The sequence below is a fragment of the Mesorhizobium sp. M0514 genome, from assembly GCF_040321145.1.
In the GTDB taxonomy this organism is placed as follows: domain Bacteria; phylum Pseudomonadota; class Alphaproteobacteria; order Rhizobiales; family Rhizobiaceae; genus Mesorhizobium.
The window spans coordinates 1-23,607 of record NZ_JAMYQZ010000005.1; the positions used below are offsets into that span (position 1 = coordinate 1).

Here is a 23,607-nt window from a genome sequence, read left to right on the forward strand (position 1 = left end):
GACGAAACCGGTCGCGACCGGCGTCTCGCCATTGGCGTCGAGCCTGGCGAATATGTCGGCGACATTGAGGTCCAGCGCCAGCTTGAGATCCTGGCGCGCGTCCTCGTTCGGCGCCACCGGCAATTGCCGCCGCACCAGCTGCTGGAACGGCGCATTGAAGGTCAGGATCTTCTTCGACGATGCCAGGGCAAAGGCCGGCGAGGGACAGGCGACGAGAATGGCGTTGATGGTCTTGATCGACGCGAGCCTCTGCAAGGTGACGTTCTGGTCGGCCAGTCCACGCATGCAGGCTACGCGGATTGCCGATGTCAGGTTTCCGGCGTTGGCGTGGCTCTCTGCAATTTCCTCGATCAGTGTGCCGATCGTGCATTTGCGGCTTTCCGCCATCTGCTTCAGCGAAGTCCAGAACGCCCTCTCCAGACGAGTGCCGCCACGCGCCACAACCCGGAACTCGAGACCGAAATCCTCACTCGCCAGCGGTGGCAGCAGCCGGTCGCGATCGACCGGGCGGGAGATCGCACTATCGCTCACTCATTGCCTCCTCCCGCGCCTTGTTGATTGGTTTCAGAAGGTAGGTGAGAATCGTTTTGCGTCCGGTCTTGATGTCGACCGAACAGATCATGCCGGGGATGATCGAATAGGTCTTGCCGTCGCGTGTCAGGGTCGATTTGTCGGTGGCGACACGCACCTGATAGTACGGTTCGCCGGTCTTCTGGTCGACAAGGCTGTCGGCAGTGATGTTCGACACCTTGCCTTCGATGCCGCCGAAGATCGAGAAGTCATAGGCGGTCACCTTGATCAGGGCATCCTGGCCCGGCCGGATGAAGGCGACGTCCCGCGGTGAGACCCGGGCTTCGACCAGCAGGGTCTCGGACGTCGGCACGATACCCGCGACGACCGCGCCGGGCTGGACGAAGGCGCCGACCGTGTTGATGTCAAGCGTGTTGACGATACCGTCGACAGGCGAACGGATATCGGTACGCGCCACCTTGTCGGTGGCACCGCGTATCGTCTCGTCCACCACCGAGAGATCGGCCAGCGCCTGCGTCAGATCGCTGAGCGCTTCCTGTTGCAGTTGCAGGCCAAGTTCGTCGACCTGAAGCTTGGCTTCCGTGATGGCAGACCTGGCTTTCTTGATGGTCTCTCCGGCAAGCGTCAGCTGACCATTGAGCTCTGTCTGCTCGCGCTCGACGCGGAGCTGCTCGGTTCGCGCCATCAGGCCTTTCTTGACCATCGCTTCGACCAGCTTCGCCTCCTGGTCGCTGACGGCCAGGTTCTTGGTGAGGCGATCGGCATTGGCGTTGGCTTCGTCGAGTTCCTTCTCACGCTGATCGAGCCGCGACTTTAGAACCGACAGTTTGACTTCGAAGTTGTCGCGCCGCGCGATTAGCAGCTTCTGCTCGTTGTCGCAGATTTCCGGCGCCACCTTCTGGATCTCGGACGGACAGGGAAACGCGCCCTCGAGGCTGCCGGTCTGTTCGAATTGGAGCCGTGCAATGCGCGTCTGCAGCGCCCGCGCCTTGGCCTGCTGCTCGCCAAGGCTGGAAGTGTTGAAGGTGTTGTCGAGACGAATGATGAGGTCATTCTTCTTGACGACCTGACCGATCGTCACCGCGATTTCCTGAACCACGCCCGGCTCGCTGGCCTGGATGATCTGGGTCTTCGACGCCGGTATGATCTTGCCGTCGCCCCGTGCGATTTCATCGACCTCGGCGAAGGATGCCCAGGCTACCGAACTCGCAAAAAGCGCTCCGATAATGAATATCGAAGCCGACGCAAAAAGCGGCGGACGGTCTTCCCTGGCTAGCATTTACCACGTCCCAACGTGCTGTATTGACGCATAATTCTGTTCGTCAGGCGCTTGTTTTCTGAAGCGCTTGTATCACTTGGTCTTTCGGTCCATCGGCAACGATCTTGCCCTGCTCGATGACGATCAGGCGGTCGGCCAGCTCGAGCATGCTGAAGCGGTGCGTCGATACGATCAGGGTCGTGTTGCGATCGAAAGCCACTTTGAGCTGCTTGATCAGCTGGCGCTCGGAAGCCAGATCCATCGAGCCGGACGGCTCGTCCAGGAACACGATTTTCGGTTTGGTCAGCAACAGGCGGGCAATTGCCATTGTCTGCCTCTGACCGCCCGAAAGATTGGTGCCGCGCTCGCCGACATTCATGTCGTAGCCTCGCGGATGGCGGGAGACGAAGTCGTCGACGCCGGCAGCCTTGGCCGCGTCGACGATCTGCTCATCGGTCGCCTCCGGGCACGCCATCAGGAGATTTTCCTTGATGGTGCCCGAAAACAGATCGTTTGCTTGCGCGACGATCCCGACCGCGGCGCGAACCTCCGACGGGTGGTATTGACGGATGTCGATCCCGTCCAGCAGCAGCTCGCCGGAGGTCGGCAGGAACAGCCTGCCGATCAGCCGCCCCATGGTCGTCTTTCCCGAGCCTATGCGGCCGATGATGCCAATCCGCTCACCGGGCTTCACCGAGAAATTCAGGCCGGTCAGCACTTCGTTTTCGGAACCCGGGTAGACAAAGCCAACATTCCTGAATGCCATTGCACCGTTGCGAATGGGGCGGTTGACGAAACCAACCGTGTCCGGCCGATCCTCAGGCTGCGCCATGATCGAATTCACCATTCGCAGGGACAGCATCGCCTGGCGAAGTCTGGACAAGGTGATCGCAATCTGCCCAAGCGGGGCCACCGCCCGGCCTGCCAGCATGACGGTGCCGATGATGGCGCCGGTCGAGACATGCCCTTCCGAAAAGGCATAGGCGCCGGCCACGATCAAAGCGACGGTGACCATCTGCTGGATGGCTTGGGTTATGTTGCCGGCGGCAGCCGAAAGCTGTTTGATCTTCTCGGACGTGTTGGATGCGTTCTTGGAATGCTCCGCCCATTTTCGCAGAAGGTACGCCTCTGCCCGCAGCGATTTGATCGTTTCCAGCGTGGAGATGGATTCGACCAGCAGGGCCTGGCGCTGCGAAGCCTCGTTCATGGAAGCGGCAACGCGTTTGCCGATGCGCCTTTGCGTGATCAGCCCGACGATCACCGAGGCGACAAAAGCAATGGCCGGTATGACGACCAGCCAACCGCCTATCGCATAGATGACAAGAAGAAAGACGAAGACGAATGCTGTGTCGATGAAAACGCTGATGGTGTTCGACGTGAAAAACTCGCGCACGAACTCGTACTGCGTCACCCGATTTGCATATTCGCCGGTTGAGCCGGGCCGTGCCGACAAGGACGAGTTCAGAACCTTCTCGAACAGCATATAGGAGATGCGAAGATCGGCCTTGCGCCCGGCATAGTCGATCAGTGACGCTCTGGCGGTCTTCAAGAGCAGGTCGAACAGAATGACCGCGCCGATCCCGATCGACAGCACCCAGAGCGTCGATATCGCCTTGTTCGGCAAGATCCTGTCGTAGACGTTCATGGTGAAGATCGGTGAGGCAAGAGCCAGCAGATTGATGAATACCGCCGACAGGATGACCTTCGAATAGGTGCGCCAGAACGGCCCCATCGTGCCAGTCAGCCAATGTCGCCGCTCGATCTTGGCCGCCGAACCGACGCTCATCGCCTCTACTGCGTTGGCATAGGTTATCGAGAACGAAACGCCGCCACTAATATAACTTCCGGAAAACTCGGATTTGCTGATTGTCGTGCGGCCGTCTTCCTGGGGAGCGGTCGTAAATCCACCGTCCTCGGTCTGGGCAAGCAGCGCTACAGGCAACTGGCTGACGCGAAAAAGAATGGCGGGAAGGTCGATGCGTCCGCGAAGAAAGTCGCGATGGCTGAATTCCGTGATTTCAAGACCGATGCGTTCGGCAAGATGCCGGATGGCGTCGATATCGATGCGGGTGTCTGACAGCGGCACGCCGGCAAACAGCACGGTCTCGGAACTCGGCCTGCCGAGGTACCCGGCAACAGCGGAGAAGCAGGCCTTGAACGCCTCTTTTGGGGAGAGGATTTTGGGTTGTGGGTTCACGATTGGCCCGCAGGACTATCGTTCGTCCTTGACCTTCCTACTTCTTTCTTACCGGTGCGAGGATGTCGAAAGGCAGATCGTTCATCTGCTCCGACGGCGTGCGCGCATAGGTTTCGGTATCGGCCGTTTCAGGCGCATTGAACTCGGCCTTGGCATAGGCGGTGGCCTGTTTTGCCGGCTGAAGATTCATGGTCTTCAGCAACTGCCCGGTTGCCGCCAGCAGCCGGTACTGCGCGAAAAGCGACGCGTAGGATGCGGTGTCGGCAAGCGTAGCTGTGTTGAACCGCGTGTTCTGCGCGTCGAGGACATCGAGCAGCGAGCGCTGTCCGACCTTGAACTGCTCGCGATAGGACGCCACCAGCCTTTCGTTGGCGGCAGCCTGAAGCTTCAATGTCTTTGCCAGATCGGCCTGCCGGAAGCGGCGATCCCATGATGTACGGACGGCTTCCTCGATCTCGCGCAGGACCTGGTGCAGCACAAGGCGCTGCTCGCTGGTGCGGCGGACCTGCTCTTGCTCGTTGGCTTTGTCGATGCCGCCGCGATAGAGGTTCCAGCGCAGCACCAGCCGCGCCTGCAGGTCGCTGGCATCGCCATCGTCGCCGTCGATGTCATAGCCGCCGCGGGCGCGGCCTTCGGCGATGACGGAGGGCCCGAATTTCGCCCGCGCCGCATCCACCAGGGAGGCGGCGGCGTCGATATCGCTGTTGGCCATGTGGACGCGCGGGTTGTTCTGCCGCGCCAGCCCTAGCGCGTCGTCGAGCGACCTTGGCAGCGCGCTCGAGACATCGCCTGGCCTTGACGCGTTGGTCAGCGGCTTACCGACCGTCTTGAAGAACCGTATCTTGGAAGCCTCCAGTTCTTCGGTCGCCTCCTGCATACGTGCCTTGGCAGCGAACAGCCGCTCCTCGGCCTGCTGGCGATCAGCCTCGTTCAACGCGCCGCCTGCAATACCTTGCCGGATGTCGCCGAGGATTGCCTGGTGAAAGCCCAGATTCTTCTTCGCTTCTGAAACGATCGAAGCCTGCAGCATGTATTCGAGATAGTCCTGGACGACAGACAGTCCAATGAATTCAGACCGTTCCAGCACCCGGAACGATGCGCCGTCGACCCGGGACGCCTGACGGTTCAGTTCCGCCCGCCTGGCGCCGCTGTCATAAAGCGTCTGCGTGACAACGACATCGGCTTCCGCCGGATAGAGCGCGTCATCCTCTATGGACAGCGAACGCCGGGAGGAATTGTCGAGACGACGAACCCCCGCCGACGCCTCGACATCGACGCTGGGAAGATAAAGTCCCTTCGCTTGGCGTAGCTCGAATTCGATTGCTTCACGGTTTTCGATCGCTTGGCCAATTTCGGGGTTGGACTCCACCGCAACCGCCATCGCCTCTTGGAGAGTGAGCGCGTGAGCATTCCCACAACTCAATATGGCGACCGTCGTCATGGCGACCGTCGTCAGCAGGCCGAGGCGCTTGCCTATGGCCGACATAGATGTCGTATTCATTTCACCCCACCCCAACGTTCCCCTGCGCCATTATTGCCAGGCGTTACAACTCAGCCGTGATTGTTCACAAATTTGCAAAATATGGGAGCACTTATTGATTTAGTGACCGCTAAAACGCTGAATTCTAGCAAAATTCTATAGAATGTCGCAAAAATGGCACATAAAATACCCACTGCGGTTTTTGGGTAACAGCCGTCCGAGTTTGAACAGGCAAGCGAAACCGCTCCGGGAAGGAGGACCGCAAGGCCACCTTATGACCTATTTGCTCCTGATAGCTTGACTATTTCTGGTTATATTTTTTCAGCGAGGGGACCGACAACATCTTGGTTGGCGGCTACAATCGGCAGGATAATCTTAGCCCGCTTGCCAAGAGCCTGGAACGGACACCCCGGTCTTTCTTCGACCTGAAGCGTGGGCATAAATGCCTGAGCCGGCGAATAAACGCCGACGACTGCTTCACTGGCCAGCGTGCCAGCATAGGGCTCGTATGACGGCCGATCAACGACTCGGTCAACCGAAGAGGTGACGGTACCTTTTGAGGCGGTTCTGTAGGCCATCGAATGCCGCAAGGTCCAAAATCGCTCCATTGAACCCGATAGCTGGTGAAACCTCAAAATATTTCTTGCGGCGATTTTCCGTTAAAATCAAAAGTGCAATTTTTTTGACGGTTAGTGTCCGCCTTTTCGCAGTTCAGAAAAAAATCTGACTGGAATTGAGTCATACGCTGTTTAAACAATGCGGAACGAAGTGGTCGGTTGCGCCACCACTTTGCGGGACGACATACGAGAGTTGCAGGACGAGCGGTCAAACATCGAGGGCCGCCGGCTCGTTAGATACCACTACTCGTTCCTCCGCGCCATTCCAACAGGCTGAACTTCGAGGCAAGTGAGCCCGTCCTGGTCCGGCGCCTCGACTCGTAAATCCATTCCACCGATCACAACTGCCTGCAAGCTGCCGCTTGTTTGTTACTTCCCAAGTCTCGTCGGCCATATCGAGGCGCTAGACCGTCAGCTGGTCGCGCGCTGTTGCCACAGCTGCCGATCTGCAACCGCCCCCATTTCCGCCGTTCTGGACCCTGTCTCCCAACGTTTGCAAAACGAGGTCAGCTATGGTCGGCAGTTTGGGGTCGCGGGAGCATACGGAATGATACGGGAACCTTTCAGATTTTGGCCCACCAAAAATTCAGCAACATCAACGATTTCCGTTCGCCCTCCGGGCCCACCAATAACTCACGGCTTACGCCGAACTCTTTGTTTTGTGATCGCATCCGCGAAAAAGCACTCTACCGTCAAAGCTTTTCCCCACCTCTCGATAATTTCGCAAGCTGCCGCTGGCTATCGGCGGATCGTTGATGCGCAACTGTGACGGCGGTCGTTACCGTGGCTCGAGTGTCAGCAGATGTGGTAAGGCTGATTGTCGACGAGTAGCAGAGGGGTCCAGCAACAATGACTTTGAGACGAACCAGAGCTTACGGCGGATCCGGCTTGGTTCTGGCGGTTTGCACTGTATTGGCTTGGCAAAACGCCACCGCCGCTCAGGATTGCTACGCAGCCGCGACGCCTGGCGTCAATTGGCAGGAGTGTGACAAAAAGCTTCTCATCCTGGAAGGACAGGACCTGAGCGGGGCAAACCTGTTCGGTGTTGATTTCACTTCGACCGACCTCAGGAACAGCAATCTCCTTGCGGCAAATTTTGAGAAGGCAACGCTTGTGCGCGCTTCCCTGGCCGGCTCGACCGCCAAAGGCGCCCGGTTCGACAAAATCGAGGCGTACAGGACCGACTTCAGCCAGATGGACGCGCAGGGCGCTGTGTTTACGGGCGCGGAAGTGCAGCGCTCGAATTTCCAGAACGCCAATCTGGTCAATGTTGATTTCACAAAGGCGGAATTGGGGCGTGCACAGTTCCATGACGCCGATATCAGCGGCAGCCACTTTTCGTTTGCCAATCTCGCGCGGGCGGATTTCCGAGGAGCGAAGTTCACCGCACCGATAGACTTTGACGGCGCTTTTTTCTTTCTGACCCGTATCGAGGGCCTCGATCTATCCAATTCGGCGGGTCTGTCCCAGTGGCAGCTCAACATGGCTTGTGGAGACGCCCGGACCGAGTTGCCTTCTGGCATGACGAGGCCAGAAGATTGGCCCTGTCAATTCCAGCAGGAATAGCCCGCCCGTCCGCTTCCCGCCCAAAGGCTGCCGGGCGGCAAAGCGCCTCAATTCAGTCCTCGGCCGCGGGTCAAAGCACGACACTGCGGGACATTTCCGGCAATCTCATTTACCGGCGAACGACAACGACCAAATGGAGGACGGATGCCCAAGGTCAAAGGTGATACCGCTCTGGACAAGGAGCGCGCCAAAACAGAGAAGCTCCTCAAAAAGGTTGGATACACAGCCTTGAAGGAGGCCGGTGTGGTATCCAAGCGACCCGACCTCCCAAATCTAAAGATTGAAAAGCGAGGGAAGTAGCGCGGACACTCCCATGCTGACCTGACCGAAGGCACGCCCAAAATGTAGACGTCTGCTTTGCCTTCTCAAGCTAGGAGTGTGCAGGCGGCGCTTGCGACAACCACAAGGCGGACTGCTGGGGCCGGAAGAAGCTGTCGTATTTCCGCCCCGGTGCGATCCGATACTTCACTTTCCAATTGGGGGGCCATAGCAAATGAACGAAGAGACCGGCGTTCAGAAGTTGGTGCGCACGCTGCGTGCTCGAGCACCTGATGACGCAGCTGAATTGCTCGCTAGAGAGTCTCCCGAGTTCATCCGCGACACACTAAAGCTGTTGCCGGACGGGCACGCCCGTAAGGTGGCCGAGCATTTGCCACTGCATATGCGGCCCATCAGCTCTCATGACGGTGAGATGGGTTTCGCGATCCCCGAGTCGCTCGTCGACGTGATGGACCCGATCCCCGCCAGCGTTCCTGTCGGGACGACGGTTGCTGCCGCGGTGGAAGCTGTCAGAGGCGCCCAGGTGCCGACCGAGCTCACTTATCTCTACGTCACGGACGAGGGCAATAGACTGGTTGGCCTAGCGGTCCTGCGCGATCTGATGCTGAGCGAACCCGACGCGATTGTCGATCACATCATGCTGCCCAGGCCGTTCGCTCTTGATGTCGGTCTCTCTTTGAGTAACGCATGCAAGGCGGCGGTACGGCGTCACTATCCTGTCTATCCGGTGGTGGATGCGGAGAACCGGCTGCTCGGGCAGGTTCGCGGCTGGCGATTGTTCGAGCAGCAAATCATCGAGATTTCCGCCCAGTCTGGCCAGATGGTAGGCCTCCAGAAGGAGGAGCGCTCTTTTACGCCGCTGTTTTCAGCCTTCCTGAAGCGTCATCCGTGGCTGCAGTTGAATCTCCTGACGGCCTTCATGGCCGCATTCGTGGTCAGTTCGTTCACAGGCACGATCGAGAAGATCGTCGCTCTGGCGGCGTTTCTCCCGGTCTTGGCCGGGCAGAGCGGAAACACCGGCTGCCAGGCACTGGCTATGACGCTGCGTGGCCTTGCCCTGGGGGATGTGGACAAACGACCGAAGCTGCACTTGGTGCTGAGAGAGGGCGCGCTCGCGGCCGCCAACGGCGTGCTCGTCGGCGTTGTTGCGGCTGTGGCGATGTGGTTCTATGCCTCGAGGCAACCGGCGTCGGCGGCGCAGGCGCCGATGCTGGCACTTGTGATCCTGCTTGCCATGTCCGGAGCGTGCCTCATGTCCGGCATCTCCGGCGTGCTGATCCCGTTGGGCCTGCGCCGGGTAGGCGCCGATCCGGCGGTCGCCTCGGCGATCTTCCTCACCACTGTGACCGATATTGTAGGCATGGGCCTGATGCTGGGGCTGGCCACCATGCTCGTGCTGTAGCAAGCTGCGTGCGGTGACGCGTCCCTGGGCGTTGAGGCAATGAGCTGACCTCGCGTTCAAAGAAATTGCAAGACCCGGGCCGAATCGCACACGCCTCGTGAGAAGCACCTCCGGCAGCTCTCCGTCCCTTGCGAAACGCGACGGAAGGCCTTTGGAGAAGCCGTGGGTGACCTTGAAGCCTGGTGACCAGATACGCAGGATCGCCCACCCAATATTAATCTTGTCGGCTGTGCGATCCACTACTGATGAGATTTGATTTTGTTAAGCCTTGGGCCAAATACTTCAATCACGTGCAGCAATGTTGAGAAGAGTTTTTGACAATCAGCGCAGCCGAAATAGGAATAAACCCGATATCTTGTTGCGCAGCTGCAACAGCTGCTGAGGACTCGCATAAGTCCGGCGACCGTTCAGTCGCCTTTTTCTTGCAGTCGTGCTAAATCCCTCGCACTAGTCGGGTTTGGGGTGGGTTCTCGGCATGCAATCTTCGTTTCGAACGATCTTCGGCTTCGCCGCAGCGCTGCTTTGTGCCGGCGTGTTGCCGGCCGGCGCACAAGGTCTTTTTGGGGCCTATGACGATGCGTTTGCGGCCCGCATCGCCAGTCCGGCCGACAATGGAACGCTCGCCCAATTCGTCACGGTTGCGGTCAACGCTGGGCAATACGATCAGGCGATCTCCTCGATCGAGCAGTATCTGATCCAGTACCCCCGCGATGCGCGCGCCCGGCTTGCGGCCAGCCGGTTGTATTACCATGTCGGGTCCTATGAATTGGCCCGGCGGCAGGTGCAGTACGGCATCGAAGTCGGGGGTCTGACCGCAAGTGAGCAACAGGAAGCTGTTCGCCTGCTCGCCCGCATCGAGCGCGCGTTGCGTGGCGTCACCTGGGAACTCGCCCTGACCGGCGGCGTATTCAGCGCATTCACCGATTTTGAGCCAGGCGGGGCGCAGGACGACGACAGCTTCGTCTCGCCTTACGGGCAGGCGGAAGGTTTTGTGCGGTGGGACCTCGGCACGCCAAGTGCCGACGCGCTCGTTCTTTCGGGGTCGTTGACCGCGACTGAGCGTCTTTTCACGGAAGACCTGTCGGTTCCGGGTGGCGAGAAGACTTTTATCCACGGCAACGCAGCGATAACCTGGGACAAGGGACTGCCCAACAGCGGGATCGATTCGCTGCGCCTGCTGCTTTCCGCGTTCACCGTTACGGATCGTTTCGACAGCGACATTTACGAAACCGGTATCGGCCTCAGTGGACGTTTCGTCGTTCGCCCGACGGTCGAGACGACGCTCTTCGCCGGTGGCGGCTACATCGATCTAAGCGCCTCGCAAGGCATTTTCGCGGATAGCAGGGTCTTCTACGAGGCAGGCGGCAGCTACCGCTTCCGCAATGGCCAGGCGCTCGGCTTGCGCTTTGTCGGCTCGAATGACTTCGCTTCCGGATCGGGCGAAATCAGCCGCAGCTATACGGGCGAGGTCCGCTATGGCGGCCTGTTGATGAACGTACCGGATTTTTTCGCATGGTCGCACCAGATCGCCTTATCGGCCGGCCACAGCGACACTCCCGATCTGTCCGTCGGCATCGGCACAAATATCAAGAGCGACTTCTGGCGCATTGCCTCGGAAAGCGATTTTCAGCTGACGGAAGCGCAGAAGATCAGCGTCGATCTCGCCTACCGCAAAACCAACTTCGCCCTCGCCAACCGCGACCGAAAATCGTTCGAAATGCTCATGAGCTATACGTTGACGCTCAATTGAAAGAGGCCGCGATGAGGTATCATCAGATCGTCATTTTTATCGCCTGCCTCGCCTTCGCGGCACCATCCGCTGCTGAGACGGTCGGGTCGATGACGGCCTACCAGACCATCATCGTCCGCAATAACGGCGGGACGATGAACGTTGGCGCCGGCGTCGAACTCGGCGACCAGTTGCGCAGCAATCCCACCGGTCTCGGAATGCTGGTGTTCCGGGATGAATCGAGCGCCAAAATTGGTCCAAACACCAGCCTGACGATCGATGAGTTCGTCTACAATCCGGGCTCCGGGTCGGGAAAGATCGACATCGGGATGAACAGCGGCCTGGCCCGTTTTTATGGCGGCCAGGTTTCGAAAGGGGGCGTCATGCAGGTTGCGACGCCGCACATGGTGCTCGGAGCGAGAGGCGGCATCATCGAAGTGCTGGTGGCAGCCGGCCAGACCGTCGGCATATTGCGCGCCGGCCGCATGACCTGCACGATCAATGGCAAACGGCTGGTCATCACGAACCCGGGCTATGCCTGCACGTCGGACGATGGCAAGCTTCTGGCCGGCTACGGCGGCATCGACGCCTTCCCGATCTTGGACAGTATCGACCGGATAGCGGGAACCGGCCTGCCGGGCGCACCGGGTCCTGGGTTGGACGTAAGCGCAATTTGTACGTCGGCTCTAGGCTCCTCGCTCAAAGTCTGCGGGTCCAGGGACGGCGCACTGCCAGGAGTGGTCATGGAATTCCCTGACAGCCCAACGCCACCTGCGGGCAGCGGGGGCCGGCGGGGCGAGTGTGAGGGTGAGGGTTGCTGCTACTACTACAACTGCGATTAGGCCTGGCTGCACGAGATGAGCCACTCGGTCGGTAGGCGCTGGGCTGATTGGCGGCAAGCCGGCAGGCGCAAAATATCCGGCCTTTTGGTCGTGCTCCTGCTGCTCGCTTGCCATTTGGCTTTTGACGGGCCGTTGTCGCGCCTGCGTGAGCGGACGTACGACTTTTATCAGTTTCTCGCCCCACGCCAGGCGACGAGCAATCCTGTCGTGATCGTCTCGATAGACGACGACAGCCTCAAGGCACATGGGCGATGGCCCTGGAACCGTGGCCTCTTGGCCGATCTGGTCGATGGCATCACGCAATCCGGCGCGGCGGTGGTCGGGCTTGCGCTGGTACTCCCCGAGGCTGACACCTCGCCTGAGGGCATGGCCGGAGACAAGCGCCTGGCAGCGGCGCTGTCCAAAAATCGAACGGCGCTTGCCGTCAGCCTGGGCAATGAAGCGACGGTTTCAGAAGCAGAACCCAAAGCCGGCTGGTCGATCGTCGGGCAAGTACCCGATACACTTCCCGGCTTCACCGGTCTTACCGGGTCGCTTGCCGAATTCTCGAACGCCGCCGCAGGCCTCGGCGTGATTCGCACCTTGCCCGATCCCGACGGCGTACTGCGCCATGTGCCGCTGCTCTGGCTTCGCAATACCCCTCAACGCGCGCAGCTGTGGCCGTCTTTCGCACTCGAGCTCCTGCGCCTTTACGCTGGACAGGACGGTTACACAGCCCGGATGAATGCAGCCGGGTTCGACGCACTCAGGATGGCAGGCGCCATTGTGCCGCTCGAGCCGGAGGGGAGCATCCGCCTCTGGGAAACCGCCACGGACACGCCTCGCCTGTCTGCCAGCACTATCCTTTCGGGCCATGGCGATCCGCGGCTGCGGGACGCCATCGCCATTGTCGACCTGTCGGCTGTGGGCCTGACGCAGTACCTGCCCACGCCGACGAGTCCAGCGCGACCAGGAGCGGAGATCCACGCCGATGCGATCGGCCAGATGCTTGCCGGGCGCTTCCTGGCAGAGCCAGCGCACGCGCGTATGCTCGAGCGGCTCTGGTTTCTCCTCAGTGCCCTCGTTTTCATCGGGGTTTCCGGAGTGCTCGCCGGGCGTGTCGTGCTTGGCGCCATCTCCCTGGCGCTGCTGGCCCTCACGCCGTTCGTGTTCGGCGCTCTCGAGTACAGCCTGCAGGGTGCACTCTATGACCCGCTGCAGCCGGCGCTTGCAACCATCATGGTTGCGGGCTTCGAAGGCTATGTCCTCTACAGGCGCAGCGAGCAGCGCCGGTCCACCCTGACGCGACAGTTCTCCCAATATCTGTCGCCCTCCGTGGTGCAGCGCCTCGCAAGCTCGGACACCGAGGCAATCCTGTCCGGCGAGAAGCGCGAGATCACAATTTTGATCAGCGACATACGTGGCTTCACGACCATGAGCGAACAGCTCGACACCCAAGAGATCGCCAAGGTGGTCAACCATTTCCTCGGCATTGCGACCGATGAGATCCTCAAGCGCGACGGCACCATCGACAAGTTCATGGGCGATGCGGTGCTGGCCTTCTGGAACGCACCGCTAGATCAACCCGATCATCGTGAGCGTGCGCTCGACGCGGGCCTGGCCCTTATCGAGCGGGTGAGGCGCGAAGACGCCGCCTTCACCGCGGATGGCCATCGCTCCATCGAAATCGGCGTCGCCATCGAGACCGGCATCTGCTCGGTAGGCAATTTCGGCTCCGAACGGCGCTTCGATTACACCGCGATCGGCTCCCCCGTGAACCGCGCGGCACGGCTCGAATCGACGACCAAGAAGCTGGGCATCCCCCTGGTGCTTGGACCCGGCTTTGCGGCAGCAGCATCGATGCCGGTCGTCCAGGCGGGCGCCTTTGAGCTCCAGGGTTTCAAGGGCGAGGTGCCGGTTTTCACCGTTCCGGAGATGCAAGCTGCTCAACAAGGTATGAGCCGCGAAGTAGAGAGCCAACGTGGTGAGCAATCTGGCGCCCCCGCCATGGTGGTTGGTTCGCCGCCATCCGTGCAAATGGCGCCGCTTGACCTGACACCCCGAACCCGGAGCATCCGCTGATCGGATCCAGCGGATCGCAAGATGCAATTGTCACGGGCACAGACGGACATCTTGTTTCGGCGACCATCGAGGGATGCGACGGCTTGCGTCACTCGTCCTTGAAAGTCACCTTCATATGTTTGTGCACCATTGAGGCGAGGTCCTCGGCATCCCAGTTCGTTAGCCTGATGCAGCCGTGAGAGAAGGTCTTCCCGATCTTGCCGGGTTCGGGCGTGCCGTGAATGCCGTAGCTTTCGATGGAGAGGTCGATCCAGATTGATCCCACGGGATTGTTAGGGCCGGCAGCAATGGTGAAGGGCCGCTTGGTTTTGACTCCCTTGAATGCAAAATCGGGATCGTAGTGATAGGTCGGGTTGTGCACCACCCTTTGGATCTCTGCCTGCCCACTTGGTGCCGGCTTCTCGTCGCTCCCGATCGAGGCAGGGTAGACGGCAAACGCTTTATTGGAGGGGTCGAGCACGCGCACCTGATGAGCGCCTTTGTCGACTTCGACGCCGGCAATGGTGGCGGGAGGTTCACCCCGGCCAACATCTGGTACCAGCAGCGTGGTTCCAGCTTTCCTGAATCCGGTGCCTGGGTTTAGCCTCCTGAGCAATGGTTCGCTCACATGGAAGCGCTCCGCCAGCTTCTCGATCGAGTCGTGATAGCCAAGCCTTCTCAGGCGAGCCATCCTCTCCATGCGCCCCGGAATGCGTTTGGTGAAGGGGCCGCGTACATCTTTGCGGGTCAGTTCATAGGTGATCAGAGCTGGGCTGGTGGAGGTTGCCATCAGCTTGTCCCAAGTCGCCTGGGTGAGCTTGCCATCTGGGGCCAGTCCGTTCGACGCCTGGAAGGCCTTGACCGCCTTGGCGAAGTTCTCTCCAAGGCGGCCGTCGATGAGCCCCGGTGAGAAGCGCGCACGATCCAAAAAAATTTGCGCCTTCAGCACGGCAGGATCGAGCCCTTTCGGATCGCCGGCGGAGAATTGCGCCTGATTTACCGCGGCTAGGTCCAGCTTGGCCGCCTCCGTCCCGCCGCATGCGAAGGCGAGTGCAATGGCGAGGAGGAGAAGGAGCCTGATCATCGATGTCACTCCTTACGTTAAATCGCACCTGATCTGCTTCTATGACGCGCTGTGGCAGATCTGGTTCCATTCGCCGGTAGGGGATCATAGGCAACCAGCCTTACGCTGCCGACCGGTCCGAGACGTTTGATGCCCATGCCTTGCCCCTCACGAGAGGCGTTGCTGGCCGCGCAGATCGGCAGTGTAAAAATGGTCTGGCCATGTTGACGTGAGCTTCTACCTTCAAACTGCCCACTACCTGGACCGGCAGTCAAATGGTCTCAGGGCAGCAAGTGAGGAGATGCGCTGGGAACCGGTTTATCGGGCGGGTATTCTATTGATCTTCGGTATCGATAGATCCATGTTCCGTCGTCACTGTGATCGCGTTGTCGCCCGCGATTGCTCTAGCGTATTCGAAGCGCTCCAACTTCTGTTCTGCCGATAGGCCTTTGAACATCGCGGTGGCCGAGTTCGTGATTTTGAAGTCGCCGCAACTCGGACAGCGAAACTCCCGGATGTCACCAACTGTCTCCGAATTAACGAGCGCCTGCTCATCTGTAATCGGGCAAATTGCGGCCATCCAAGCCATCGTGGTCCTCCGTCCTAAGGCCGTCCCCGATTACCCAAAAGGCATCGTCGAGTGCAAAATCCATTTCTGCCGACGCTCACCCCACCTGGAGTACTCCACCGAGTAGATTGCGCTCTCCACTCTCCAACCCAGAATGTGGATTAAAGCCAGTTCCTCGGCGAGCGATTTGCTGGTGAGCGGTAGGCGCTCTCGCTCTGGAGCCTCTCCCAAACGATCGGAGATGTTCATGTAGCGTCGGGCAGGACCGAAGGGCCGGAACGTGGCGTTTTCATCTCTTCGGCAATCACCAGTAGCGCCTCCAGAGCGACGGCGATCCCCGACATCACCGTACTTATGTCTGCGCTGCCGCCGAGCGTCGAAAGTTCGGCCGCTCGCGTTTGCATGCTTTGGCTCAGCTCTTGTAACTTCAGGCGCAGCTCGTCATCCATGTATGTTCTCCAAGCTTGACGCTGGAGGAACGCGCCTGCTTACAACCCGTTCCGCCGGTGGCCGCAGAGAACCAGAGACACCGCAGATGCTACAACTTGCGCTTTGGCGGCGCTTAGGATGGGCGGTGGATTGAGCCTCAGCGAATGACCGTCGGCAAATAGCGGATGCTTCAGTCTCGAAAAGGTGCTGGACGGCTCGATATGCACCGCCCCTTGGCCCTGGGTGCTGGTCCCATGCACAGTAAGGCCGTGCAAGTGCGCGCGGCCTCTGGGCTCAACATTCCAGTCGTCATGGTCCAAAGTTGTCCCAAGGTGGGTTCTCACCAAAGTGGGCGGCGAGAAGCGTCACGAAGCTTTGAACTTTGGCGGAAAGATGCCTTCTTGACGGGTACATCGCGTAGATCGACCGGCTTACCGGCTTGAACTGGGGCATCACTGTCTCCAGTTGGCCCGAACGAATGGCTTCTCCAACAAGGAAAGTGGGGCAAAGTACTATGCCTGCTCCACCCAGCGCCGCATCGCGCAGGAGCTGCCCGTTCGTTGCCGTCATCCGTGCAGTGATTTTTACCGCCACTTCCCCCTTTGGTCCGTCGAACCGCCATTTTCCGCGGCTGGCGCGCAACGCGTAGTCCAGACAATCATGGTCGTGGAGATCCGACGGCTTTGTGGGACGCCCGCGTCTGTCCAGATAATCGCGCGAAGCGCAGACCACCTCGCGTGAAGGCGCGATTCGGCGAGCAACCAGATTGGAAACCGTGAGTGGAGCGATGCGTACCGCGACATCCAGGCCCTCTTCCACGATGTCAACCACACGGTCGTCCAACACCAACTCAACCGACACCTCCGGGTAGACCGCGAGATATTCTGCAACGACTCTCCCAAGGTGCATCGCGCCGAAGGAGATCGGCGCGCTGACACGCAGTGAGCCGGTGGGACGTGTCTTGCTCTCGGCCGCGCTCGTACGAACTTCCTCGACATCCTCGATTATGCGCAGACTGCGCTCGTAGACGGAGGCGCCGAGCTCTGTCAGGCTTATGCGCCGGGTCGTCCGGTTGAGAAGGCGTGCGCCAAGCCACTCTTCCAGCATCTGGACATGTTTGCTCACGGCCGCTGGCGATAGTCGCATCCGCTTGGCCGCTCCAGCGAAGCTGCCTTCACCGACGACGTTGGCAAACACGGTCATGCTGGTCAGCCGGTCCAACTGCAATCACCTCTTTCATTCACGTTTCGTGAATTCACCATCCATATCTCCCTCGATTATCAATCCGCAGTGGACAGATTATCTGAAACCAGGCCGGGATCAATTGCCCGATCCGTCTCTCTAACGTTTGCCCGAAACGTTGGCGTCGAGTGCCTTCTCGCGGGCTGGAGGTGATCATGTCTCTGACCAAAGCAGCCCTTCGGGAGAAACAGGGAGCCACTTTTCGCATGTGGCTCTCCGTGCTCACTGTATCGCTGGGTATTTTTTCGATGATCACTGCGGAGCAACTCCCTGTGGGGCTGATTCCGGCAATTTCTTCCGAGTTGAATGTCTCTATTGGGAGTGGCGGTCTCACGGTGACGATACCCGGCGTAATTGCGGCGTTCGCTTCTATCGGTTTGCCGTTGGCAGTGGGGAGGCTCGACCGGCGTATTCTGATGGCGGGCCTGCTCGCTGTAATGGCTGCGGCGAGCGTGATTTCAGCGCTCGCAACGAACTTTCCCGTGCTGCTCGCGTCCAGGCTGCTCGTCGGGATCACCATCGGTGGCTTTTGGGCGATAGCCGGGAGCATCGCAGTACGACTTGTTCCTGGACCGTCCGTGCCGCGCGCCATGACTATTGTCTTCGGCGGTGTAAGTGCCGCTGCGGTGCTGGGCGTGCCGGCCGGCACGATCATCGGTGATCTAGTCGGCTGGCGCGGCGCGTTCTGGTCTCTCGCCGGCCTGAGCTTTGCCATACTGCTCGCCGCCCTGCTTGTGCTTCCGAAGCTGGAGGCGGCGCAGCCTGTGGAGGTGAAAGCCCTGCGTGCGCAATTGCGCAATCCCGCCCTCCTGTCGGGCGTGGTTGCGACCGCACTGCTGGTGGCTGCCCACTACGGTGCCTACACTTTCGTGAGCCCGGTGTTGCTGGAGGTCTCGGGCGTCACTGCAGGGAGCATAGGTTGGTTACTGTTGGGGTATGGCATTCTCGGAATGATTGGCAACGCCGTCGCAGGCGTCTGGGCCGCCAAATCCGTCGGTCGCACATTGGCCTGCATCGTCATTGGGCTCGGCGCCACGCTGGCTCTCTTCCCGTTGCTCGGGGTCACGCCGCTCACAGGAACCATCCTGCTGCTGGTGTGGGGCTTCGCGTATGGCGCGGCGCCCATCACGCTGCAGACGTGGGTGCTGAGTGCAGCACCAGAAAGCGCGGAGACCGCGACGGCCATCTACTGCTTCACTTTCAATCTTGCCATCTCCGTGGGTACCCTAGCGACCAGTCAGATCGTCGACACGATGGGCGTGAACAGGGTCCTCTGGGTCGACTCCGCCATCATCCTGCTGGTGCTGCTGCCGGTGTGCCGCGCACCCATGCTTAACCGGAACATCGGAAACTCGTAGACAGCAAGCCATCCTGTGCCGCCCATCTGGCAATGATGTGATAGGTTGAAGTAGATCTTCGTTTCCTCTGTCTTGAAAGTCACGCGCATCACATCAAACGCGGGTTCCGCCGCACCGTGCGGGTGCCGATGCTTTGCGCCCCCGGAGGACAACTGGCTACTTGAAAAAGGACTTGATCCCCTCGTCGATATGTGTGCTGATATGAGATCGATCTCATGCCGCGCTCTCAATTGCTGTTTCTCTACGGGAGCGCGCTCTGGGAAGCATATGTCTGAATGACGATGAAGAGGGAGGTTCAAGTGAGGAAATTGATCGCGTGGCTGGCCTTGGCCACTACCACGCTCGCGTTCGCGTCTGCGGCCTCGGCGGGTGAAACCATCAACCGGGTTACCTCGAAGAAGGCAATGGTGGTCGCCACAAACAGCGGTTGGCCGCCGCAGAGTTTCCTCGACGACAGCAATCAGTTGGTCGGCTTCGACATAGATGTCTCGAAAGAGATCGCAAGGCGCCTCGGTGTCGAGGTCAGTTTCGATACGCCGGACTGGGCGACGATGACGGGCGGCCATTGGCAGGGACGTTACGATCTGGGTGTCGGCTCGGTGACGCCGACCAAAGCGCGCGCCAAGGTGATCGATTTCGAAGGCATCTATTATTATAGCCCCTACGTTTACGTGGTTCACAAGGACAGCCCGGCCAAATCGGTCGCCGACCTGAACGGCAAGATCATCGGCGTCGAGACCGCCACCACGTCGGAGGATTTCATCCGTAGACAACTCGAGATCGATGCTCCCGGCCTGCCGCCCATCGAATACAAGCTGGAGCCCGGTGAGATCAGGACTTTCGCTGACTCAATGCTGCCGTTCGACGATTTGAGGCTCGGCGACGGCGTGCGCCTCAACGCGGTCATCGCACCAGAACAGACGGCTCAGAACGCGATAAAGAACGGCTACCCGTTGCGTGTCCTGGAAGGCGGCTATGCCTTCCGTGAGCCACTGGTGGTGATCGCGGAAAAAGGTGATGCCGAGTGGAATGCCAAGATCGGCGGCATTCTCGACGAGATGAAGAAGGACGGTACCCTCGCGAAACTGACCACCAAGTGGTACGGCAAGGATTACAGCTCTGACTGAGAGGCATCGTGGATAAAGCTTGAGCGGGGTGCATTCAATTGAACATCCCGCTCCATCTGTTTTGTTTCAGCCGCATTTCCACGACACCGGGCGGCTCCGCCTGCCTGCAAAATGCTCTAGTGCCGCCACCTCATCATATTGATCATGACATGTCCTGACACATATTACCGACGCACGCTTGCCGACAACACCATCAGACCGCCGCTGAGCGGCGTTTCCGAGTGCGAGACAGTCGTTGTCGGCGGCGGACTGGCCGGCCTGACGACGGCGTTGCAGCTGGCTCGCGCCGGCCAGCAGGTCGTCGTGCTTGAGGCGCAGCGGATAGGATTCGGCGCTTCCGGTCGCAATGGCGGCTTCGTCAATCCCGGTTTCGCCACCGGCACCGACAACATCGCCGCGATGGCCGGCGTCGACGCGGCACAAAAACTGCACCGCCTGTCCATCGAAGGCGTCGACTTCGTGCGGCAGACGATCCGCGATCTCGACGTCAAGGCGGCAGAGCCGCGCTCCGGTATATTGAGCGTGCTTCGCCACGATGGCGGCGCCGTGCTCAAGGCATATGCCGAGCAACTGGCGCGGGATTTCGACTACCGGCTCGACTATCTCGATCGCGACCAGGTGCGAGCGGTGCTGCATTCGGATCGCTACCACCAAGGCCTGCGCGATCCCAGCGCCTTCCACATGCATCCGCTTAACTATCTGCGCGCCGTTGCTGGCGAGATCGAGCGGCTGGGCGGCAGGATATACGAGAGAACGGCTGCCGTTGAAGCCAACCTTGACGGCGCCGAAAAGATCTTGCGTACCGACAGCGGCGAAGTGCGCGCCCGCCAGGCCGTAGTTGCCACCGGCGGATATACGGGCCCACTGGTCGGCCGGCTGCAGCGGGCATTCCTGCCTATCGCCACTTACGTTATGGTGAGCGAGGAGGCGCCTGACCTCATCGCCAAGGCGATTACGACGACCGACGCCGTCGGCGATAACCGTCGCGCAGGCGATTATTACCGTGTTGTCGAAGGCGGCAGGCGGCTGCTCTGGGGAGGGCGCATCACCACCCGGGCAGCCTCATCGGGCGTGTTGGCGAGGCAATTGCGCCGTGAGATGGTCACCACTTATCCGCAGCTCGAACACCTCAAGACCGAACTCGCCTGGTCCGGGCTCATGTCTTATGCCCGGCACATGATGCCCCAGATAGGCCCGTTGCAGCCGGGCGTCTGGTACCTCACGGCTTTTGGTGGCCATGGCATCAACACCACGGCGATCGCCGGCAAGTTGATCGCCGAAGCCATACTGGGACAATCGGACCGTTACCGGCTGTTTGCACCATTCGGCCTTGCCTGGGCGGGCGGCCCGGCTGGACTTGCGGTTGCGCAACTCACCTACTGGAAGCTGCAGGCGCAGGATTGGTGGCGCGAGCGGGCCCGCTGACCGCAGGGAGATCGAAGACGTGATCGGCCGACTATTGCTCAACCACCCGGACGCGGCGCGCCGCGTTGGCGTGTTCTTCGTGCTCGCCGCCATCGCCGCCGGCCTGTATGGGCTCGGCATCAAAGCCAGTTGGCTCGGCAAGCTCGTTCCGGGGTCGGTCGAGTGGCTCGCCGCCAACCCGGACGTCGGGCGGGCGGTCTCGGCGGTGCTGATCGCATTGATCTTGGTGGCGAACTGGAACGCGCTGCGGTATCTCAGCCGCAAACAGCAGATTGTGGCAGTTTGGATAGAGCTGTTCGTGTTGCTAATGTTGTTTTTCTATTCCTTCGACCTGTCCTTCGCGTTCATCGCCAAGAAGATCGGCTTCCTCGTCTCGAAGGGTGTGGTGACGACCCTCTACATTTCGGCCATTTCGATCGCCATCGCCACCCTCATCGCCTTCGTTGGCGCCATCGCCAAACTTTCCCGCAACGGCGTGGTCTATGGCTTGGCGACCTTCTATACCTCTCTGTTTCGTGGCTTGCCGTTGCTGATGCAGATCTACATCATCTATCTCGGCCTGCCGCAGATTGGCTATGTGATCGGCGCCGTGCCGGCTGGCATCATGGCGCTGTCGCTCTGCTACGGCGCGTACATGACCGAGATCTTCCGGGCCGGCATCGAAAGCATCTCGCGCGGCCAGACCGAGGGTGCTACGGCACTCGGCCTTAGCGCTAACCAGACGATGTTCCTGGTCATCCTGCCGCAGGCGATGCGCGTCATCGTGCCGCCGACCGGCAACCAGTTCATTGCGATGCTGAAGGATTCTTCGCTGGTCTCGGTGGTCGGGGTCTGGGAGATCATGTATCTCGCACGCACGCAGGGCCAGACCGAGTTCCGCCACATCGAGATGCTCATCACCGCCTCGATGATCTATTGGCTGCTCTCGATGGGGCTCGAGTTCCTTCAGTCGCGGATCGAGGACCGGTTCGGGCGCTCACTCAAGCGCTGATCGTCATCCGTGATCTTCGCCAAAGCGAGTTGCACAGCACCGCAACAGCCAGCTTCGGAGAGCAGCTGCAGATTGTACGCGACAGCATGCCGTTCGGCGACGTCGTGAGGGGTGAATCAACCCGGTATTTCATCGGCTTAGCCCGATCGGAGGGCAGAATAGAGCAAGTGCTGGACGAGCATGTTCGTTGGCCGACCGCCCGGCAACTACGACCGATTGCTGGATTTCACCCGCGCCAATAAGTTAACAAAATTAATGACTCTAACATGTCTCCGGCCAACCATTATCGCTATGTATCGATGGTAGCCGAGTTCGCCACGTGGTTCGCCAATAGGTTTGTCAGCAGTGGTTTGCGCGTTACCAGCCGCACGACTCGGTCCATGCCCTGCACAGCCAAACGCACCGGCGAGACTTCCCGGGAATGAAGCTCGGCATGGTGTTTCGTTCCTTTGAAGTGGGCGTGGTTGGGGGAAGACCGTAGTCGGCGTGTTCGCGCCCGGTGGAATTTTCGAAGAGTTGTTTCCAACGGCGGGAACGAACCAAACTTCCATGCATTTAGCTCTGGCTTCGTTCATTCACTCTTTCTTCTGGGAGCTGGACCATTGTCATCCGGAGGCTATCTCTTGGCCGACCAACAAACCAATGACGTTTCCATCGTTGATCTGATACCTGCCCTGCGGGCTTTCGCGCGCACCTTCTGCCGCGTTCCAGACGATGCCGACGATCTGGTGCAGGAAACGTTGACCAAAGGGCTCGCCAACATCGACAAGTTCGAACCTGGTACACGCATGAAGTCGTGGCTCTTCACCATCATGCGCAACACCTACTACACCCGGATCAAGATCGCTGCACGGGAAGCGCCAGGCCTTCTCGACTGCGCGTCTTCGAGACCGATTTCGGAAGCTACCCAGGAATGGACCGTTCAGAGCAAGGAAGTTCACGGCGCCATCCAAAAGCTGCCCGAACATCAGCGCGAGGTGCTGATGCTGATCGGCGTTTTAGGAGTGGGCTACGAGGAAACCGCCGAAATCTGCGGCTGCGCGGTAGGGACGGTCAAGAGCCGGCTGAACCGTGCCCGCGCCAACATCCTTGAGCTACTCGGGGAGAGCTCGTTGCAGACATTGATAGAAAGGCGAAATCAGCTGTCGGATGGTCAGCTCGATATAGAGGTCGACAACCGCAGATAGTCAGCTCTTCACGTCTCGCCGACGCTTCTCGACGAGAGCGTTTTGCAATTCGATCGCCAGCTTGGAGAGGCGGTCCGGTATCTTTTCCTGCTCTATGGCGGCCAGGAGGGAAGCAATCTCCTGATCCACTGCCATCTCGACACGCAGATCCGTGGTATCGTCGCTCGAATGAGACATCACGTTCTCTTGATAGCATCCCTAGATCCAAGTCTGATGATGAGCGCTCGGCACTACAAGGCGTTGTCGACCGCCGAGAGGCTCACCGGCGGCCCTTGC

The 23,607-nt window shown here is 59.9% G+C and carries 20 protein-coding genes; 10 read left to right on the forward strand and 10 right to left on the reverse strand.

Annotated elements, in window-relative coordinates; genetic code table 11:
* From NKI61_RS03495 to NKI61_RS03515, 5 genes are all read right to left on the reverse strand, one after another.
* On the reverse strand, positions 1–531 hold a 531-nt coding region (locus NKI61_RS03495; RefSeq protein ID WP_352838851.1), incomplete at its 3' end, for a ribbon-helix-helix domain-containing protein.
* Positions 521–1,810 carry an HlyD family type I secretion periplasmic adaptor subunit gene (locus tag NKI61_RS03500; protein WP_023667951.1) on the reverse strand — a complete coding sequence of 430 codons (1,290 nt, stop codon included), beginning with the start codon at positions 1,808–1,810 and terminating at the stop codon, positions 521–523. The genes NKI61_RS03495 and NKI61_RS03500, both read right to left, overlap by 11 nt.
* A 43-nt stretch (positions 1,811–1,853) precedes the next feature.
* Positions 1,854–3,986 (reverse strand): type I secretion system permease/ATPase, encoded by a 2,133-nt coding sequence (locus NKI61_RS03505; protein WP_023687775.1) that lies wholly within the window; start codon positions 3,984–3,986, stop codon positions 1,854–1,856.
* A gap of 37 nt (positions 3,987–4,023) precedes the next feature.
* The gene (locus NKI61_RS03510) at positions 4,024–5,487 is read right to left on the reverse strand and encodes a TolC family protein (protein ID WP_352838852.1); all 1,464 of its coding nucleotides are present in this window, start codon (positions 5,485–5,487) and stop codon (positions 4,024–4,026) included.
* 290 nt (positions 5,488–5,777) lie between these two features.
* Positions 5,778–6,044 carry a hypothetical protein gene (locus NKI61_RS03515; RefSeq protein WP_352838853.1) on the reverse strand — a complete coding sequence of 89 codons (267 nt, stop codon included), beginning with the start codon at positions 6,042–6,044 and terminating at the stop codon, positions 5,778–5,780.
* A gap of 888 nt (positions 6,045–6,932) precedes the next feature.
* Between NKI61_RS03515 and NKI61_RS03520 the strand changes: the two genes are divergently transcribed.
* The 5 genes from NKI61_RS03520 to NKI61_RS03540 all read left to right on the forward strand — a co-directional run bounded on the left by NKI61_RS03520 (position 6,933) and on the right by NKI61_RS03540 (position 13,962).
* On the forward strand, positions 6,933–7,649 hold the full coding sequence (locus NKI61_RS03520; RefSeq protein WP_023687777.1) for a pentapeptide repeat-containing protein: 717 nt from the start codon (positions 6,933–6,935) through the stop codon (positions 7,647–7,649).
* Positions 7,650–8,142: 493 nt separating this feature from the next.
* Positions 8,143–9,330 (forward strand): magnesium transporter, encoded by a 1,188-nt coding sequence (locus NKI61_RS03525; RefSeq protein ID WP_352838854.1) that lies wholly within the window; start codon positions 8,143–8,145, stop codon positions 9,328–9,330.
* 475 nt (positions 9,331–9,805) lie between these two features.
* Positions 9,806–11,080 carry a tetratricopeptide repeat protein gene (locus NKI61_RS03530; protein ID WP_023667957.1) on the forward strand — a complete coding sequence of 425 codons (1,275 nt, stop codon included), beginning with the start codon at positions 9,806–9,808 and terminating at the stop codon, positions 11,078–11,080.
* Positions 11,077–11,901, forward strand: coding sequence for a FecR family protein (locus tag NKI61_RS03535; RefSeq protein ID WP_023815926.1), 825 nt, complete (start codon positions 11,077–11,079; stop codon positions 11,899–11,901). Before NKI61_RS03530 ends, NKI61_RS03535 begins: the two co-directional genes overlap by 4 nt.
* A 90-nt stretch (positions 11,902–11,991) precedes the next feature.
* Positions 11,992–13,962, forward strand: coding sequence for a CHASE2 domain-containing protein (locus NKI61_RS03540; RefSeq protein ID WP_352838855.1), 1,971 nt, complete (start codon positions 11,992–11,994; stop codon positions 13,960–13,962).
* 88 nt (positions 13,963–14,050) lie between these two features.
* On the opposite strand, the gene NKI61_RS03545 is transcribed toward NKI61_RS03540, so the two are convergent.
* The 4 genes from NKI61_RS03545 to NKI61_RS03560 form a co-directional block, all read right to left on the reverse strand.
* A complete protein-coding gene (locus tag NKI61_RS03545) occupies positions 14,051–15,025 on the reverse strand; it encodes a L,D-transpeptidase family protein (protein ID WP_023736093.1) in 975 nt (324 codons plus the stop codon).
* A gap of 313 nt (positions 15,026–15,338) precedes the next feature.
* Positions 15,339–15,593, reverse strand: a complete 255-nt coding sequence (locus NKI61_RS03550) for a hypothetical protein (protein WP_023699977.1) — start codon at positions 15,591–15,593, stop codon at positions 15,339–15,341.
* Positions 15,594–15,817: 224 nt separating this feature from the next.
* Complete coding sequence (locus NKI61_RS03555; RefSeq protein ID WP_023667962.1) at positions 15,818–16,021, reverse strand: hypothetical protein; 204 nt, start codon at positions 16,019–16,021, stop codon at positions 15,818–15,820.
* 289 nt (positions 16,022–16,310) lie between these two features.
* On the reverse strand, positions 16,311–17,222 hold the full coding sequence (locus NKI61_RS03560) for a LysR family transcriptional regulator (RefSeq protein ID WP_023691455.1): 912 nt from the start codon (positions 17,220–17,222) through the stop codon (positions 16,311–16,313).
* Between the two features lie 176 nt (positions 17,223–17,398).
* Here NKI61_RS03560 and NKI61_RS03565 point away from each other — a divergent pair, with 176 nt between their 5' ends.
* The 5 genes from NKI61_RS03565 to NKI61_RS03585 all read left to right on the forward strand — a co-directional run bounded on the left by NKI61_RS03565 (position 17,399) and on the right by NKI61_RS03585 (position 23,331).
* Positions 17,399–18,601, forward strand: a complete 1,203-nt coding sequence (locus NKI61_RS03565; protein ID WP_023714681.1) for an MFS transporter — start codon at positions 17,399–17,401, stop codon at positions 18,599–18,601.
* Between the two features lie 299 nt (positions 18,602–18,900).
* Positions 18,901–19,728 (forward strand): transporter substrate-binding domain-containing protein, encoded by an 828-nt coding sequence (locus NKI61_RS03570; RefSeq protein WP_023691453.1) that lies wholly within the window; start codon positions 18,901–18,903, stop codon positions 19,726–19,728.
* Positions 19,729–19,872: 144 nt separating this feature from the next.
* Entirely contained in the window at positions 19,873–21,153 is a 1,281-nt protein-coding gene (locus NKI61_RS03575; RefSeq protein ID WP_023687784.1) for an NAD(P)/FAD-dependent oxidoreductase, read from the forward strand.
* 19 nt (positions 21,154–21,172) lie between these two features.
* Positions 21,173–22,144 (forward strand): amino acid ABC transporter permease, encoded by a 972-nt coding sequence (locus NKI61_RS03580; protein WP_023687785.1) that lies wholly within the window; start codon positions 21,173–21,175, stop codon positions 22,142–22,144.
* 623 nt (positions 22,145–22,767) lie between these two features.
* Positions 22,768–23,331: a sigma-70 family RNA polymerase sigma factor gene (locus tag NKI61_RS03585; RefSeq protein WP_023681087.1), complete on the forward strand. Its 564-nt coding sequence runs from the start codon at positions 22,768–22,770 to the stop codon at positions 23,329–23,331.
* Here NKI61_RS03585 and NKI61_RS03590 read toward each other — a convergent pair whose 3' ends face one another.
* Positions 23,332–23,508, reverse strand: a complete 177-nt coding sequence (locus tag NKI61_RS03590) for a hypothetical protein (RefSeq protein WP_023681088.1) — start codon at positions 23,506–23,508, stop codon at positions 23,332–23,334.
* Positions 23,509–23,607 lie beyond the last annotated feature (99 nt).